This is a genomic window from Streptomyces mayteni, assembly GCF_054783955.1.
Genome location: NZ_BAAGPR010000145.1, coordinates 1 through 15832, shown reverse-complemented (window position 1 = coordinate 15832; position 15832 = coordinate 1). Strand labels below are relative to the sequence as shown.

The window sequence follows — 15832 nt, the reverse complement described above, 5'->3', positions numbered from 1 at the left end:
GCCGGGGGGGGGGGGGGGGGGGGGGGGGAGAACCCCCGCCGCACCCACCCCCCGCGTCACCGCGCCGGCCCGTGCCGGAACCGCCGGGGGACGAGCCCCCGAGCACGGTCGCTCACCGCCGCCCACCGGACCGCCAGCCCGTACGTCACTCGAATGGCGGAACGCGGCAGCAGCAAGGCCCGTACCCGGGCCCACCGCCCCGCCGTGCCCCGCAGGCCGGCGAGCGCGGCCAGCGCGTCCGCCGCCTCCGGTGCGACCCGCGCCTCCGGCGCGGCCGGCGCGGCCGGCGCGTCCATCGTCCGCTCCACCGCGGCCGCCACCCGCCGCACCGCCGCCGCCGGCTCCGCCGGCAGCTCGGCGACCCTGACGATCCGCTCCGCCGCCTGCCGCGGCGTCTCGTACGCCAGCGGCGTGATGCCGAAGTCCCAGGCGCTGTCGAGGAGTTCCCGCCAGGCCGGCAGCGGCCCGTGGTGGCCGTCCCTGAGCCGCCGCGCCCTGCCGCGGGAGCGCCACAGCGATGGGGCCACGACCAGCAGCAGGAGCAGCAGCCCGCCGCCGCCCCAGAGGATCGGCCAGATCGGCACGCCCGCCTCGCGGCGGTCGCTCTCCGGCGTCTGCTGCTGGTCCTGGCAGCCGGCCGCGTTGCCGTCCCGCTGGCACGGGTCGGTCGGGGTCGGGCCCTCGGTCGGCGAGGGGGTGACCGGCGCGGCCTCCTCCTGCTCCTCCTCCGGGTTCTCCTCGCTGGGCGCGCTCTCCTCCGGCCGGGTGTAGGAGGGGGCGTTGCCCTGGCCGGGCGTGGGCTCGAACCGCACCCAGCCGACGCCCTGGAAGTAGAGCTCGGGCCAGGCGTGCGCGTTGTGCACGCCCACCTCGTACGCGCCGCCCGGCTGCCGGGTGCCGGGCGTGAAGCCCACGGCCACCTGTGCCGGGATGCCGAGCGTGCGGGCCATCGCGGCCATGGTGAAGGCGAAGTGGACGCAGAACCCCTCGCGTTGCTGGAGGAAGTTCACGATGGCCTGGGTGCCGTTGCCCGAGGCGACCGAGGTGTCGTAGCGGAAGCCGCCGTCCCTGGTGAACCAGTCCTGGAGGGCCACCGCGCGGTCGAAGTCGGTGGTGGCGCTCGACGTGACGCTGAGCGCCGTCGCCGCCACCTCCTGCGGCAGGTTGTCCGGCACCCGGGTGTAGTAGTCCGTCAACTCCTGCGAGGGCTCCGGGGCCTGGGCCAGCTGGTCGGCGGTCGGCCGCACCAGCAGGTGCTCGATCTCGTAGGTGCTGCCGGCGCTGGTACGCCCCTGCTGGTTGGTCACCAGCGTCTGGGTGCCGCGGTCGAACAGCCAGTTGCCCTCGACGGTCACCGAGGTCGCCGGGTACGGCACGGGCAACGAGTTCTGCGCGTAGTAGTCGGCGACCTCGACCGTCGTGGTGACCGACGTCGTGGCCACCTCGTCCGAGAGGCCCGTCACCGGCCAGGGCGCCTCGGGCGTCTGGTTCTCGTACCAGCGCGAGGAGCGCCACTCCTGGCCGGTGAACTCGTCGAGCGCGATCAGCCGCAGATACATCTCCGACGGCTCGGCGCTGGTCGTGCGGTAGCTCAGCACCGCGCGGTCCTGCTGCTGGTTCAGCTGGTCCTGGAGCGCCACCACCGGGTTGACCGAGATGACGTCACCCGCGTTGCTCCGTCCCGCGCCCCCGCTGCCGTCGAGGTCGAGCAGCCCCTCGCCGAGCGACGGCAGTGCGGCCGGCGCGAGCACCGCCACGCCCAGCGTCAGCACGCCGATCCGGCGCCCGGTGCGGGCGCGCGGGCCCATCGTCACGGCGCGTGGCTCGGCCGGCACGCCCTGGGCCGGGCCGTGCCCGGCGAAGAACCTGCCCCACCGGGTGAGCCGGTCCCGGCCCTCGGCGAGCAGCAGCACCAGGTAGCCGGCGGCCGCGAGCAGGAAGTAGGGCCAGCCGGGCCCCTCCTGGGCCACGCCGGCCGCCACCGAGTACAGCGCGAGCAGCGGCAGCCCGGCCGAGGCGGCGCTGCGGGCCGTCACGGCCAGCACGTCGACCAGCAGCCCGATCAGCAGCACGCCGCCGAACACCATCATCCGGATGCCCTCGGTGGCCGGCGCCGGCGCCACGTAGTGGCCGATGTCCTCGGCGCCGTCCCGCAGCAGCAGCCCGAACTGTTCGAACACCTGCGGCCCGGGCAGCAGCCCGAACGTCGCGTAGTCAGGCGCCATGACCACGGTCAGCAGCACCAGGGACGTGGCGGTCTGCGCCCCGACCGTGATCGCCGGGTGCAGCCCGCGCCAGCGCAACGCCAGGCCCACCAGGGTCTGCGCGCCCAACAGGACGGCCGCCTGGAGCATCCAGTCCGCGCCGTCCACCAGTGGCAGCAGCGCGCTCGCCGCCGCCACGGTCGCCAGCCAGGCGGCGCAGGCGATCCGGATCCTGCCGTCTATCAGCCCATTCATCCGACCGGCTCCCCGCTCCTCCTCCGGCTCCCCGCACGTCCGCTCATCGCGCCCCCACGTCCCGGGCCGCCAACTCCAGCGCCGCCTGCTGCCAGGACTGGCCGAGCGGCACCCCGGGCACCAGCGGCAGCGCCGCCCAGCCCGCGAGGGTGAGCGCCCGCAGCCGCGCGGTCTCCGCCTCGGGCGGCAGCTGACCCGACGCCACGAACCCGACGGCGCCGTTCGCCCGCTGCCGCAGCCCGTCGAGCTCCGCGGCGTCCTCCTCGCTCACCGTGCCGAGGAAGCCGAGCAGCAGCCCGGAGTCGGTCGCCCGCAGCGCCGCCCGCGCGTCGGAGAACGAGGTGCCGGCCGAGTGGCCGATCACCGCGAGCGTCTCCATGATCAGCGCGGTCAGCTCGGTGGTGTCCCCGGCCTGACCCTCGGGACCTGGCACGAGCAGCCCGGCGTCCGTCACCAGACGTACCTCGTAGCCCTGCGCCATCAGGTGGAACGCCGCGGAGGCGGCGCCTGACACCGCCCGCTCGAACGCCGAGTCGGGGCCCGACGACACGTAGGCCGTCCGCCGGGTGTCGAGCAGCACCGTGCAGCGCGCCTTGAGCGGCTGCTCCTCCCGACGCACCATCAGCGAGCCGCGGTGCGCCGTCGACCGCCAGTGCACCCGCCGCAGGTCGTCGCCGTGCCGGTAGTCGCGGGGGATGATGTCGTCGTCCCCGGAGATCGCCAGCGCGCGCTGCCGGCCCTCGCCGTGCCCGTTGGCGTCCCCGCCGAGCCGCACCGGCGGCAGCGGCTCGATCCTCGGCAGCACCGTCATCGTGTCGAACGACGTGAACGACCTGCTCAGCTCCACCATCCCGAACGGGTCGGCCAGCCGCAGCTGGAGCGGCCCGAGCGGATACCGGCCACGCTGCTCGGAGCGGACCCGGTACGTCACCTCGCGCCGGCCGCCGGGCTCGATCCGGTCCAGCATGAACCGGGGGCGCGGCCCCAGCACGTAGGGCACCCGGTCCTGGAGCATCAGCAGCCCGCTGGGGATCCGCGCCACGTTGTCGACCCGCAGGTGCACCCGGGTCTCGTCGCCCGCCGACACCCGGGCCGGCGTCACGCTGCGCGCCGCCGTCACCCGGCTGCGCGTGCCGTGCAGCACCAGCACGCAGAGCAGCGGAAGCGCGGCCAGCAGCGCGCCGACCCGCAGCAGGTCGGGCTGGCCGAGCACGTACGCGCACACGCCGGCGGCGCCGCCCGCGGCCAGGAACGAGCGGCCCCTGGTGGTCAGCCCGCCGAACGCGGCCCGCAGCGGGCCCCGGTCGTCCTCACCCGCGCCCCCGCCCGTCCCGGCGGGATGGGGGTGCGACATCAGAAGCCCCGCTGGGGCTGGGCGGCGTACGGGTCGGGCACGGGTGTGCCGCGCACGATGTCGGTGACGAACTGCTCGGTGCTGTGGCGGTTCAACTGGGCGTGCGCGGTGGGCAGCAGCCGGTGCGCGAGCACCGGCACCGCCAGCCGCTGGATGTCGTCGGGGAGCACGAAGTTCCGGCCGGCCAGCGCGGCCGCCGCCTTGGCGGCCCGCAGCAGGTGCAGGGTGGCGCGCGGCGAGGCGCCGAGCCGCAGCTCGGGGTGGGTCCTGGTGGCGGCGGCCAGGTCAACCGCGTACCGCCGCACCGGATCGGCCACGTGCACCTCGCGCACCGCGTCGATCAGCCGCAGCACGTCGTGCGCGTGCGCCGCCGGCCGCAGCGCGTCGAGCGGGGAGGCCCCGCCGTGCGAGGCCAGCATCCGCATCTCGGCCTCCGGGCTCGGGTAGCCCATCGACACCCGGGCCATGAACCGGTCGCGCTGCGCCTCGGGCAGCGGGTAGGTGCCCTCCATCTCCACCGGGTTCTGGGTGGCGATCACCATGAAGGGGTTCGGCAGCTCGTAGGTCCGCCCGTCCGCCGTGACCTGGCGTTCCTCCATGGACTCGAGGAGCGCCGACTGGGTCTTGGGCGAGGCCCGGTTGATCTCGTCGCCGATCACGATCTGGGCGAAGATGGCGCCCGGCTTGAACTCGAACTCGTTGCGCTGCTGGTCGTAGACGCTGACCCCGGTGATGTCGGTGGGCAGCAGGTCCGGCGTGAACTGGACCCGCTGCACCGAACAGTCGATCGACTTCGCGAGCGCCTTGGCGAGCATCGTCTTTCCGACACCCGGGACGTCCTCGAGGAGCAGGTGTCCTCCGGCGAGCAGCACCGTCAGCGAGAGCCGGACGACCTCCGGCTTGCCCTCGATCACGCTCTCCACGGCGTGGCGCACCTGCTCCGCCGTGGCGCTCAGATCGGTGAGCTTGGTCTGCTCCTCATAGGTCGTCACCCGGCCCTCCTCGGCCCTTTAACTCATCCAGGGCCCGGCTCGAAGTGCGACCGGGCCATACCGATTACCCGGACATCCGAATCGCGCCGGGCGGTTTCCTTCCGCCCAGCATTCTTCACACTACGACGGCCGCTCGTCACGTCGCCGCCGCGGGGCTGGCCGGATCCACCTCCCGCAGCAGACCCGTCGTCACATCGAACACGAAGCCGCGTACATCGTCAGTGTGCGGCAGGAAAGGCGAGGTCCGCACGCGCGCCATGGACTGGCGAACGTCCTGATCCAGATCGGTGAACGACTCCACCGCCCAGCCGGGTCGCTGCCCGACCTCGTGCTCCAGCTCGTGCCTGAAGTCCTCGGTCAGGCTGAGCAGGCCGCAGCCGGTGTGGTGGATGAGCACCACGGAACGGGTGCCGAGCTTGCGCTGGCTGATCGTCAGTGAGCGGATGATGTCGTCGGTGACCACCCCACCGGCGTTGCGGATGGTGTGGCAGTCGCCCAGGCTCAGGCCGAGGGCGGAGTGTAGGTCCAGGCGGGCGTCCATGCAGGCGACGATCGCCACCCTGCGTACGGGCCTGGCGTCCATGCCGGGATCGGAGAACCGATCGGCGTAACGGGCATTGGCGCTGACCAGTTCGTCTGTGACCGTATGAGGCATATCTGGGACGTTAATACGAGTACCTGGGGGTCGTCTCGCCCAGGAAGGTGACTCGGCTCACAGGCCCGCGCCGAAACGCGGCGTCCGATCAACCTCAGTGATAGATCGTGGAAACAGGTGGGCTAGGGTGACGCGCACTGGGAGGCGTGTGCGTGATTCCGTAGGCCGCCGTCTTCGCCCGTCACCGCCTCTCCCTCCCACCTCCCCCGGAAGGCACATGACGACCAGCAACGACCGGCCGCCGGAGGCCCGGCACCGCCCCGTCATGCTCCGGCGCTGTCTCGACCTCCTCGCCCCCGCGCTGCGCGACCGGCCGGGGGCCGTCGTGGTGGACTGCACCCTGGGCCTCGGCGGCCACAGCGAGGCGCTGCTCGACACCTTCCCCGACAGCCGGCTGGTCGCCCTCGACCGCGACCCGGCCGCGCTCGCCCTCGCCGGCGAGCGGCTGGCCCGCTTCGGCGACCGGGCCACCCTGGTGCACGCCGTCTACGACGAACTCCCCGCCGCGCTGGCCCGCTTGGACATCCTCCGGGTCGCGGGCGTGCTCTTCGACCTCGGCGTCTCCTCGATGCAGCTCGACGAGGCCGACCGCGGCTTCGCCTACGCCCAGGACGCCCCGCTCGACATGCGGATGGACCAGTCCACCGGGCCGAGCGCCGCCGACGTCCTCAACACCTACCCGCCGGGCGAGCTCGTCCGGGTGCTGCGGATCTACGGCGAGGAGCGGTTCGCGCGCCGGATCGTCGACGCGGTGGTCCGCGAGCGGGCCCGCGCCCCCATCACCGGCAGCGCCCAACTGGTCGCGCTGATCCGCCAGGCGCTGCCCCAGGCCGCGATGCGCACCGGCGGCAACCCGGCCAAGCGCACCTTCCAGGCCCTGCGGATCGAGGTCAACGGCGAACTCGCCGTCCTGGAGCGCGCCCTGCCGGCCGCGGTCGAGGCGCTGGCCGTCGGCGGCCGGATCGCCGTGCTCTCCTACCACTCGCTCGAGGACCGCCTGGTCAAGCGGGTACTCGGCCAGGGCGCCGAGAACACCGCGCCCCCGGGGCTGCCGGTGGTGCCCGAGCAGTACCAGCCCAGGCTGCGGCTGCTGACCCGCGGCGCGGAACAGCCGGACGAGGCGGAGCTCGCCGAGAACAAGCGCGCCGCGCCGGCCCGGCTGCGCGCGGCGGAACGGATCAGGGAGGCGACCTGAGATGGGCCCGCAGCAGCGTCTAGGTCGGCTGGCAGGACTGGTCCCCAAGGGCTCGACGACGGCCGCCAGAACCCCGTTCGTGCTCCTGGTGGTACTGCTGCTCGGCTCGGGCATGCTGGGGCTGCTGTTCCTGAACGCCTCGCTCAACGAGGGCTCGTTCGAGCTGAGCGAGCTGCGCCGGGAGACCCAGGAGCTGACGGATCAGCAGCAGGAACTCCAGGCCGAGGTGGACGGCTACTCGGCGCCCGACGCGCTCGCCGAGCGCGCCCGCGAGCTCGGGATGGTCCCCGGCGGCCCGCCCGCCTTCCTCGCCCCCGACGGCTCCCTGCTCGGCGAGACGGACCCGACGCCGGCGCCCGAGCCGACGTCCGACGCGGAAGGGGCCACCGCCAGGTCCGCGCCGGCCGGGAACCCCGACGACGAGGACGACGCCAGGAACGCGGAGGCCGCGCCGGCCGCCCACGAAGCCGACCGGCCGTCGTCCGGCCGCGGCGCCATGCCAAGCGGCCCGCCGGCCGACCCGGCCTCCCGGGCCGCCCACCGGACCCCGACCGAGCGGGGCACCGCCGAGAGCAACGGATCGGAGCGGCCGTGAGCAGTGGAGCAAGGACGCCCAAGGCCCGGCGGGACGCCGGCTCGCTGCGGCTCGGCAGCCCCCGCCCCAGGCTGCGGTTCGTCGGCATCGGGCTCACCCTGGTGATGCTCGTCTTCGGCGGCCGCCTCGTGCAGGTCCAGGCGATGGGCGCGGCCTCCTACGCCGAGGAGGCCTCCCGCAACCGCATCGTCACCGTGCCGCTCGCCCCCCAGCGGGGCGACATCACCGACCGCAACGGCAACGCCCTGGCGACCACGGTCGACGCCTACGACATCACCGCCGACCCCTCGATGTTCACCGAGGAGGCCACCGAGGTCGCCGACGCCCCGGAACAGGCCGCCGCCCTCCTCGCCCCGATCCTCGGCCGCGACGAGGCCGACCTCGTCGACCTGCTCGACGATGGGGACGAGCGGTACGCGCTGCTCGCCCGCCAACAGACCCCGCAGGTCTGGAGCCAGATCCGCGACCTGCGCAACAACCTCGCGGAACAGGTCGACAAGGGCACCGGCGACCAGGTGCTCTCCGGCGTCTTCTACGAGGAGAACCCCAAGCGCGTCTACCCCAACGGCGACCTCGCCGCCGCCGTGCTCGGCTTCGTCAACGGCGAGGGGGTGGGCGGCGGCGGCCTCGAGGCCGAACTCGACGCCGAGCTGACCGGCGAGGCCGGCAGCATCACCTACGCCCAGTCGGCCGGCCGCCGGGTGCCCACCGCGGGCGGCAGCGAGGACCCGGCCGTGCCGGGCACCGACATGGAGCTCACCCTGGACCGGGACATCCAGTGGGCCGCCCAGCGCGCCATCGCGGAACAGGTCGAGGAGTCCCAGGCGAACAGCGGCTACGTGATCGTCCAGGACACCGTCACCGGCGAGCTCCTCGCCATGGCGAGCGCCCCCGGCTACGACCCCAACGACATCGGCTCGGCCAGCGCCGGCCGACTGCGCAACCCAGCCGTCGAGGACGCCTACGAGCCGGGCTCCACCAGCAAGCTCGTCACCATGGCCGCCGTCCTCGAGGAGGGCGCCGCCGCCATCGACACCCATGTCACGGTGCCCAACCGGCTGCCCCGCGCCGACCGCAGCTTCGGCGACAACATCGAGCACGAGACCTGGTACCTGACGCTGGCCGGGGTGCTCGCCAAGTCGAGCAACATCGGCACCATCCTCGCCGCCGAGCAGCTGGGCGAGACCCAGCCCGAGGCCAACGAGGTCCTGCACAGCTACCTGACCGCCTTCGGCTTCGGCCAGCCCACCGGGCTCGGCTTCCCAGGCGAGACCCCCGGCATCGTGGCGGGACCGGGCGACTGGGACGCCTCCCAGCAGTACACGATCCCGTTCGGGCAGGGCCTCTCCGTCAACGCCGTGCAGGCCGCCTCCGTCTACTCCACCATCGCCAACGGCGGCGAGCGGATCACCCCGCGTCTGGTGCGCGGCACCACGGGGCCCGAAGGCGACTACGAGGCGGCCCCCGACCCCGAGCGCAGCCGGGTCGTCAGCGAGGAGACCGCGGCCCAGCTCACCGAGATGCTGGAGACCGTCGTCGCCTCCCCGGAGGGCACCGGGCAGGCCGCCCGCATCCCCGGCTACCGGGTCGCAGGCAAGACCGGCACCTCCAACCGCGTGGACCCCGAGACGGGCCGCTACAGCGGCTACACCTCGTCCTTCGCCGGCTTCGCCCCCGCCGACGACCCCCGCGTCACCGTCTACTGCGCCGTCCAGAACCCGACGGACGGCCCCTACACCGGCAGCGAGGTCTGCGGCCCCGTCTTCAACGAGGTCATGCGGTTCACTCTGTCGGCCCTGCGGGTGCCGCCCACCGGCGAGGAGTTCGCCGGCCTGCCGGTGACCTTCGACCCCGGGGCCTGACCAGTCGCCCGACCAGCCGGCTGACCAGCCGGAAAACCGTGGCAAGGCCGTCGCACTGCCGCCGCGAGGCCCTGCCGAATCACCCGAACGAGCGGAGCACAGCTACGTGAGAACCATCACCGACGGGTCCACCTCGTTTAGCTCGACCCCCACCCCGACGGGTACGCTCACCGCCGTGCCCCACGCTGATCACACTCTCGCGGCACCGCGCCCGGCACACACCAGGCCGGTGTCCCTGGCGGAGCTGGCCGAACTGCTGGGCGTCGAACCCCCGGCGCCGGCCGCCGGCGGGGCCGAGGCCACGCCGGCCGTGGTCACCGGCATCACCCACGACTCGCGTGCCGTCCGCCCCGGCGACGTCTACGTGGCGTTCGCCGGCGCCCGCTTCCACGGCGCCGACTTCGTCGCCCAGGCCGCGAGCAACGGCGCCCTCGCCGTGCTCACCGACCCCTCAGGCACCCAGCGCGCCGCCGCCACCGGGCTCCCGGTGCTGACCGTGCCCGACCCGCGCGCCCGGATGGGCGCCCTGGCCGTGGCCGTCTACGACGACCCGGGCCGCGACCTGCTCCAGATCGGCGTCACCGGCACCTCGGGCAAGACCACCACCGCCTATCTGATCGAGGGCGGGCTGCGCGCGGCCTTCGGCAAGGGCGGGCCCACCGACGGCGCCGCCACCGGGCTGATCGGCACCGTGGAGACCCGGATCGGCGACGAGGCGCTGAAGTCCACCCACACCACCCCCGAGGCCACCGACCTCCAGGCGCTGTTCGCCGTGATGCGCGAACGCGGCGTCGGCTCGGTCGCCATGGAGGTCTCCAGCCACGCCCTCGTGATGGGCCGGGTCGACGGCTGCGTGTTCGACGTGGCGGTGTTCACCAACCTGAGTCCCGAACACCTGGACTTCCACCAGGACATGGAGGACTACTTCCAGAGCAAGGCCCAGCTGTTCACCACCGGCCGGGCCCGCGCCGCGGTGGTCAACCTGGACGACGAGTACGGCCGCCGGCTGGCCGCCGACGCCGGCGTCGCCGTCACCACCTACTCAGCCGAGGGGCACCCCGACGCCGACTGGCGCGCCGAGGGCGTCGAACTCGGCCCGCTCGGCTCGACCTTCACCGCCGTCGGCCCCACCGGCGCCCGGGTGCGCGCCGTGGCCCCGCTGCCAGGACCCTTCAACGTCTCCAACGCGCTGGCCGCCATCGTCGCGCTCGCCGTGGCCGGCGCGGACCCGGGGACCGCCGCGGACGGCATCGGCGCCGTGCCCGGCGTGCCGGGCCGCCTGGAGCGGGTGGACGCCGGCCAGCCCTACCTGGCCGTGGTCGACTACGCCCACAAGCCGGACGCCGTCGAGTCGGTGCTGCACGCCCTGCGCAAGGTCACCGAGGGCCGGCTGCACGCCGTGCTCGGCTGCGGCGGCGACCGCGACCCGCACAAGCGGCAGCGGATGGGCGCCGCGCTGGCCAGGCTCGCCGACACCGCCGTGCTCACCTCGGACAACCCGCGCTCCGAGGACCCCCTGGCCATCCTGGCCGCCATGCTGGCCGGCGCCGCCGAGGTGCCCGCTCACGAGCGCGGCACCGTGCTCGTCGAGGAGGACAGGGCGGCCGCCATCGAGGCGGCCGTGGCGCGCGCCGAGGCAGGCGACGTCGTCCTGGTGGCCGGCAAGGGACACGAGCGCGGGCAGGACATCGCCGGAGTCATCCGGCCCTTCGACGATCGACAGGAGCTGCGCGCCGCCATCGAGCGCCGCCGCTCGCCCCACCCCAGCCCCAACGCCAGGCGAGGCCCGTTGCAGTGATCCCCCTTTCCGTTGCCGAGCTCATCCACGTCGTGCGGGGAGAACCGCATGACATACCGGAGTCGCCACCCCTCATCACGGGGCCGGCGGTCATCGACTCCCGGCTGGTCGAGCCCGGATCCCTCTTCGCCGCCCTCCCAGGGGAACGCGTGGACGGCCACGACTTCGCCGCCGCGGCCACCGCCGCCGGCGCCGCCGTCGTGCTCGCCAGCCGCCCCGTCGGCGTGCCCGCGGTCGTCGTCGACGACGTGGTCGCCGCACTCAGCGAGCTCGCGAGACACACCGTCCGCGCTCTCGATCCCACCGTCGTCGCGCTGACCGGCTCCGCCGGCAAGACCAGCACCAAGGACCTGGTCGCCCAGGTCCTCACGCGCGTCGGCCCCACCGTCTTCACCCCGGGCTCGTTCAACAACGAGATCGGCCTGCCGCTCACCGCCCTGCGAACCGAGGAGGCCACCCGCTATCTGGTGCTCGAGATGGGTGCCAGAGGCATCGGTCACATCCGCCATCTCACCGAGCTGACCCCACCCCGCGTCGGCCTGGTGCTCAACGTGGGCACCGCGCACATCGGCGAGTTCGGCGGGCGGGAGGCCATCGCACAGGCAAAGGGCGAACTCGTCGAGGCCCTGCCGCCGGCCGCCGAGGGCGGCGTGGCCATCCTGAACGCCGACGATCCACTGGTGCGGGCCATGGCCGCGCGCACCAGCGCCAAGATCGTGTTCTTCGGCGAATCCGAGGAAGCCTCGATCCGCGCCGAGCACATCCGCCTCACGGCCCAGGGCAGGCCGAGCTTCCGCCTGACCACCCCCACCGGGTGCGCCGATGTGACCATGCGGTTGTACGGTGAGCACCATGTGTCGAACGCGCTTGCCGCTGCGGCTGTTGCGCATGAGGTAGGCATGTCCGCGGAGGCGATCGCTGAAACACTCGCCGCCGCGGACCCGCTCTCGAAGTGGCGGATGGAGGTCACCGAGCGAGCGGACGGCGTGACCATCGTCAACGACGCCTACAACGCGAACCCCGACTCCATGCGCGCGGCGCTGCGCGCACTCGCCGCCATGGGCGAGGCCGCCAGGGCGGAAGGGGGACGCACCTGGGCGGTGCTCGGCCGGATGGCCGAGCTCGGGGACGAGACGTTCGCCGAGCACGACGCTGTCGGACGGCTGGCCGTTCGACTCAACGTCAACAAGCTTGTGTCCGTGGGCGGTCAGGAAGCCGTCTGGATGGACATGGGCGCCAAGAACGAGGGTTCGTGGGGTGAGGAGTCGGTGCACGTGTCCGACGCTCGGGCAGCCGTCGAGCTGCTGCGCGGAGAGCTGCGACCGGGAGATGTGGTGCTGGTGAAGGCGTCCAGGTCGGTGGGCCTGGAGCAGGTCGCCGCCCAGCTGCTGGCGGGCGACGCCGATGGCGAGGTCGCCGCCCGATGAGGCAGATCCTCTTCTCCGGCGCCATCGGACTCTTCCTCACCCTGGTCGGCACCCCGCTGCTGATCAAGCTGCTGGCCCGCAAGGGATACGGCCAGTACATCCGGGACGACGGCCCGCGCGAGCACCAGAGCAAGCGCGGCACCCCGACCATGGGTGGCATCGCGTTCATCCTGGCCACCCTGGTCGCCTATGTGCTCACCAAGGTCATCACGAGCGAAGAGCCAAGCATCTCCGCCCTGTTGGTGCTCTTCCTGTTCGCCGGGATGGGCCTGGTCGGCTTCCTCGACGACTACATCAAGATCGTCAGGCGGCGCAGCCTCGGCCTGCGGGCCGGCGCCAAGATGCTCGGCCAGTTCATCGTGGGCGTCGCGTTCGCGATCCTCTCGCTGAACTTCGCCGACTCCCGCGACCTGACCCCGGCCTCCACCCACCTGTCGTTCGTCCAGGACTTCAGCTGGTCCATCGGCCCGGTGCTCTTCGTGCTGTGGGCGCTGTTCATGGTGCTCGCCATGTCCAACGGCGTGAACCTCACCGACGGCCTCGACGGCCTCGCCACCGGCGCCTCGGTGATGGTCTTCGGCGCCTACGTCTTCATCGGCGTCTGGCAGTACGGCCAGTCCTGCGCCAACATCCTCACCGCCGGCGCCTCCTGCTACGAGGTACGCGACCCGCTGGACACCGCGGTGGTCGCGGCGGCCCTGATGGGCGCGCTCTTCGGCTTCCTCTGGTGGAACACGTCGCCGGCCAAGATCTTCATGGGCGACACCGGCTCGCTGGCCATCGGCGGCGCGCTCGCCGGCCTGGCCATCGTCTCCCGCACCGAACTGCTGCTCGCCCTCCTCGGCGGCCTGTTCGTGCTCATCACCATGTCGGTGGTGATCCAGGTCGGATCCTTCCGGCTCACCGGGCGCCGGGTCTTCAAGATGGCGCCGCTCCAGCACCACTTCGAGCTCAAGGGCTGGAGCGAGGTGCTGGTGGTGGTCAGGTTCTGGATCATCCAGGGCATGTGCGTGATCTTCGGTATCGGCGTCTTCTACGGCAGTTGGGTGGCCGGCTGGTGACAGTCACTTCCGGGCGAGCAGGCTTCGCCGGGCGCAGGATCACCGTCGCCGGCCTCGGCGTGAGCGGCGAGAGCGCCGCCCGCGCCCTGGCCGGCCTCGGCGCCGAGGTCACGGTCGTCGACGGCGGCGACGGGGAACGGCAGCGGGCCACCGCGGCCGAGCTCGCCGCCGCCGGCGTGGAGACCCGCCTCGGCGACGGTGCCACCCTGCCCAAGGGCACGGAGCTGGTGGTCACCTCGCCCGGCTGGCGCCCCGACAGCCCGCTGTTCGCCGCTGCGGCGGCGAACAGCGTGGAGGTCGTCGGCGACGTCGAGATCGCCTGGCGGCTGCGGGGTCTGAACGGCGCGAAGCCCGCGCCGTGGCTGGCCGTCACCGGCACCAACGGCAAGACCACCACCGTGCGCATGCTCGCCGCCGTTCTGGCGGCGGCGGGCCTGCGCACGGCCGCCGTGGGCAACATCGGCGACCCGATCATCGACGCGGTGCTCGCCGACCCGCCGTACGACGTGCTCGCCGTCGAACTCTCCAGCTACCAGCTGCACTGGGCCCCCTCGGTCCGGCCGCACTCGGGCGCCGTGCTCAACCTGGCCCCCGACCACCTGGACTGGCACGGCTCGATGGCGGCCTACGCGGCCGCCAAGGGCCGCGTCTACGAGGGCAACGAGGTCGCCTGCGTCTACAACGCGGCCGACCCGGCCACCGAGGCGCTGGTCCGCGAGGCCGACGTCGTGGACGGCTGCCGGGCCGTCGGCTTCACGCTCGGCACCCCCGGGCTCTCCCAACTCGGCGTGGTGGACGGCATCCTGGCCGACCGGGCCTTCGTGCCGGACCGCCGCGAGCAGGCCCAGGAGCTCGCCGAGATCACCGACGTCGACCCGCCGGCCCCGCACAACATCGCCAACGCGCTGGCCGCCGCCGCGCTGGCCCGCGCCTACGGCGTGCCGCCGCACGCCGTGCGGGACGGCCTGCGGGCCTTCCGGCCCGACCCGCACCGGGTCGAGCGGGTCGCCGAGGTCGGCGGCGTCACCTACGTCGACGACTCCAAGGCCACCAACCCGCACGCCGCGGCGGCCTCGCTGGCGGCCTACGACCCGGTCGTCTGGATCGCCGGTGGCCTCGCCAAGGGCGCCACCTTCGACGACCTGGTCGCCACCGCCGCCGGCCGGCTGCGGGGCGTGGTGCTGATCGGGGCCGATCGCGGCCTGATCGCCGAGGCGTTGACGCGACACGCCCCGGATGTGCCGGTCGTGGACCTCGATCGCACGGACACTGGGGCGATGGCGGCGGCGGTCCACGAAGCGACCCGGCTGGCCCGTCCCGGAGACACCGTCCTGATGGCACCGGCCTGCGCCTCGATGGATATGTTCACCAACTACAACGTACGCGGCGACGTCTTCGCCGCCGCCGTCCACGTGCTGGCCGCCGGCCAGGACGAGCAGTAGCCCACGGCCGGCCGCCGGACCGCGGGCGCGGGGCCGGAGGAGGGGCCAGGGATGACGGCTGACGACGGGGCCACGACGCGGGGACCACACCCCGCCCACGACGGCCGACCACGGGGCCGGCCATTGGCCGGCGACGCCCCCCTGGGCGGCGAGGCCCGGACCGCCGACGGCCGGTCACGCGCTACCGCCGCTCCGCGGCCGGTCGCGGCCGAACGCGACGCGTCGACTCCCACGAAGCCGCCGGCCGGTGCCGCTGCCGGCGCCGCTTCGCGGCGGGCCGTGGTCGGCCGTGGTGGGGTTTCCGTGGACACCGGCCGCCCGTCACTCGTGGACACCCGTGCCACCGGTGCCGCTCCGCGGCCGGCTACGGCCGGGCGTGGGGCGTCCGTTTCTGCGGAGTCGCCGGCTGGTCCGGCGTCCGCCGCCGGCGGCGCCGTGGGCGCGTCGGTTCCGGTGGGCGATGCGGCGCCGGGCGCCGACGACCAGTCACTTGCGGGTGCCCGTGCCACGGGTGCCGCTCCGCGGCGGGCCGCGGTCGACGGTGGTGACGTTCCCCTCGGCGATGCGGCGCCGAGCGCCGCTGCTACCGCCGCTTCGTGGCGGGCGGCGGTGGGCAGCGGCCATGTTCCCCTTGGCGATGTGGCGCTGGGTGCCGATGGCCGGTCACTTGCGGACGTCCTCGCCGGTGCCGCTTCGCGGCGGGCCGCGGCCGGGTGCGGCGCGTCGGTTCCTGTGGAGCCGACGGCAGGTGCGGCGCCGAGCGTCGCTGCTGCCGCCGCTTCGCGGTGGGCGGCGGTGGGCAGCGGCCATGTTCCCCTTGGCGATGTGGCGCCGAGCGCTGACCGCAGGTCACTCGCCGGTGCCGCCTCGCGGCCGGCTACCGCCGGGCAGGGACCGGCAGTTGCCTCAGCGCCTGCGGGCGGTTGGCGGCGCTCGGTGGCGTCGGCCGTCGGCGCCGTCGGGCGCCGGATCGCGGGCGGAGCCGGCCGCCG

The 15832-nt window shown here is 73.9% G+C and carries 11 protein-coding genes; 7 read left to right on the top strand and 4 right to left on the bottom strand.

Annotated elements, in window-relative coordinates:
• Window positions 1-56: 56 nt before the first annotated feature.
• The 4 genes from ACYVPE_RS36030 to ACYVPE_RS36015 all read right to left on the bottom strand — a co-directional run bounded on the left by ACYVPE_RS36030 (window position 57) and on the right by ACYVPE_RS36015 (window position 5460).
• Window positions 57-2459 (bottom strand): transglutaminase family protein, encoded by a 2403-nt coding sequence (locus ACYVPE_RS36030; protein ID WP_461038036.1) that lies wholly within the window; start codon window positions 2457-2459, stop codon window positions 57-59.
• 43 nt (window positions 2460-2502) lie between these two features.
• Window positions 2503-3813, bottom strand: coding sequence for a DUF58 domain-containing protein (locus ACYVPE_RS36025; protein ID WP_461038035.1), 1311 nt, complete (start codon window positions 3811-3813; stop codon window positions 2503-2505).
• Window positions 3813-4805, bottom strand: coding sequence for an AAA family ATPase (locus ACYVPE_RS36020; RefSeq protein WP_461038034.1), 993 nt, complete (start codon window positions 4803-4805; stop codon window positions 3813-3815). Before ACYVPE_RS36020 ends, ACYVPE_RS36025 begins: the two co-directional genes overlap by 1 nt.
• A gap of 136 nt (window positions 4806-4941) precedes the next feature.
• Complete coding sequence (locus ACYVPE_RS36015; RefSeq protein WP_461038033.1) at window positions 4942-5460, bottom strand: beta-class carbonic anhydrase; 519 nt, start codon at window positions 5458-5460, stop codon at window positions 4942-4944.
• 217 nt (window positions 5461-5677) lie between these two features.
• Here ACYVPE_RS36015 and rsmH point away from each other — a divergent pair, with 217 nt between their 5' ends.
• The 7 genes from rsmH (at window position 5678) to murD (ending at window position 14840) form a co-directional block, all read left to right on the top strand.
• A complete protein-coding gene (rsmH, locus tag ACYVPE_RS36010; RefSeq protein WP_461038032.1) occupies window positions 5678-6655 on the top strand; it encodes a 16S rRNA (cytosine(1402)-N(4))-methyltransferase RsmH in 978 nt (325 codons plus the stop codon).
• 1 nt (window position 6656) lies between these two features.
• On the top strand, window positions 6657-7250 hold the full coding sequence (locus ACYVPE_RS36005; RefSeq protein WP_461038031.1) for an FtsB family cell division protein: 594 nt from the start codon (window positions 6657-6659) through the stop codon (window positions 7248-7250).
• On the top strand, window positions 7247-9112 hold the full coding sequence (locus ACYVPE_RS36000) for a peptidoglycan D,D-transpeptidase FtsI family protein (RefSeq protein ID WP_461038030.1): 1866 nt from the start codon (window positions 7247-7249) through the stop codon (window positions 9110-9112). The genes ACYVPE_RS36005 and ACYVPE_RS36000 overlap by 4 nt, the downstream gene beginning before the upstream one ends.
• A gap of 106 nt (window positions 9113-9218) precedes the next feature.
• Window positions 9219-10910 carry a UDP-N-acetylmuramoyl-L-alanyl-D-glutamate--2,6-diaminopimelate ligase gene (locus ACYVPE_RS35995; protein ID WP_461038029.1) on the top strand — a complete coding sequence of 564 codons (1692 nt, stop codon included), beginning with the start codon at window positions 9219-9221 and terminating at the stop codon, window positions 10908-10910.
• Window positions 10907-12337, top strand: coding sequence for a UDP-N-acetylmuramoyl-tripeptide--D-alanyl-D-alanine ligase (locus ACYVPE_RS35990; RefSeq protein WP_461038028.1), 1431 nt, complete (start codon window positions 10907-10909; stop codon window positions 12335-12337). The genes ACYVPE_RS35995 and ACYVPE_RS35990 overlap by 4 nt, the downstream gene beginning before the upstream one ends.
• Window positions 12334-13398, top strand: a complete 1065-nt coding sequence (gene mraY, locus ACYVPE_RS35985) for a phospho-N-acetylmuramoyl-pentapeptide-transferase (protein WP_461038027.1) — start codon at window positions 12334-12336, stop codon at window positions 13396-13398. The genes ACYVPE_RS35990 and mraY overlap by 4 nt, the downstream gene beginning before the upstream one ends.
• On the top strand, window positions 13395-14840 hold the full coding sequence (gene murD, locus ACYVPE_RS35980; RefSeq protein ID WP_461038026.1) for a UDP-N-acetylmuramoyl-L-alanine--D-glutamate ligase: 1446 nt from the start codon (window positions 13395-13397) through the stop codon (window positions 14838-14840). The genes mraY and murD overlap by 4 nt, the downstream gene beginning before the upstream one ends.
• The last annotated feature ends 992 nt before the right edge of the window (window positions 14841-15832 follow it).

Excerpts from the sequence above, each read along its gene's own strand:
- rsmH (WP_461038032.1), top strand. The coding sequence starts at position 5,678 with ATGACGACCAGCAACGACCGGCCGCCGGAGGCCCGGCACCGCCCCGTC.
- ACYVPE_RS36005 (WP_461038031.1), top strand. The coding sequence starts at position 6,657 with ATGGGCCCGCAGCAGCGTCTAGGTCGGCTGGCAGGACTGGTCCCCAAG.
- ACYVPE_RS36025 (WP_461038035.1), bottom strand. The coding sequence starts at position 3,813 with ATGTCGCACCCCCATCCCGCCGGGACGGGCGGGGGCGCGGGTGAGGAC.
- ACYVPE_RS36015 (WP_461038033.1), bottom strand. The coding sequence starts at position 5,460 with ATGCCTCATACGGTCACAGACGAACTGGTCAGCGCCAATGCCCGTTAC.
- ACYVPE_RS36030 (WP_461038036.1), bottom strand. The coding sequence starts at position 2,459 with ATGAATGGGCTGATAGACGGCAGGATCCGGATCGCCTGCGCCGCCTGG.
- mraY (WP_461038027.1), top strand. The coding sequence starts at position 12,334 with ATGAGGCAGATCCTCTTCTCCGGCGCCATCGGACTCTTCCTCACCCTG.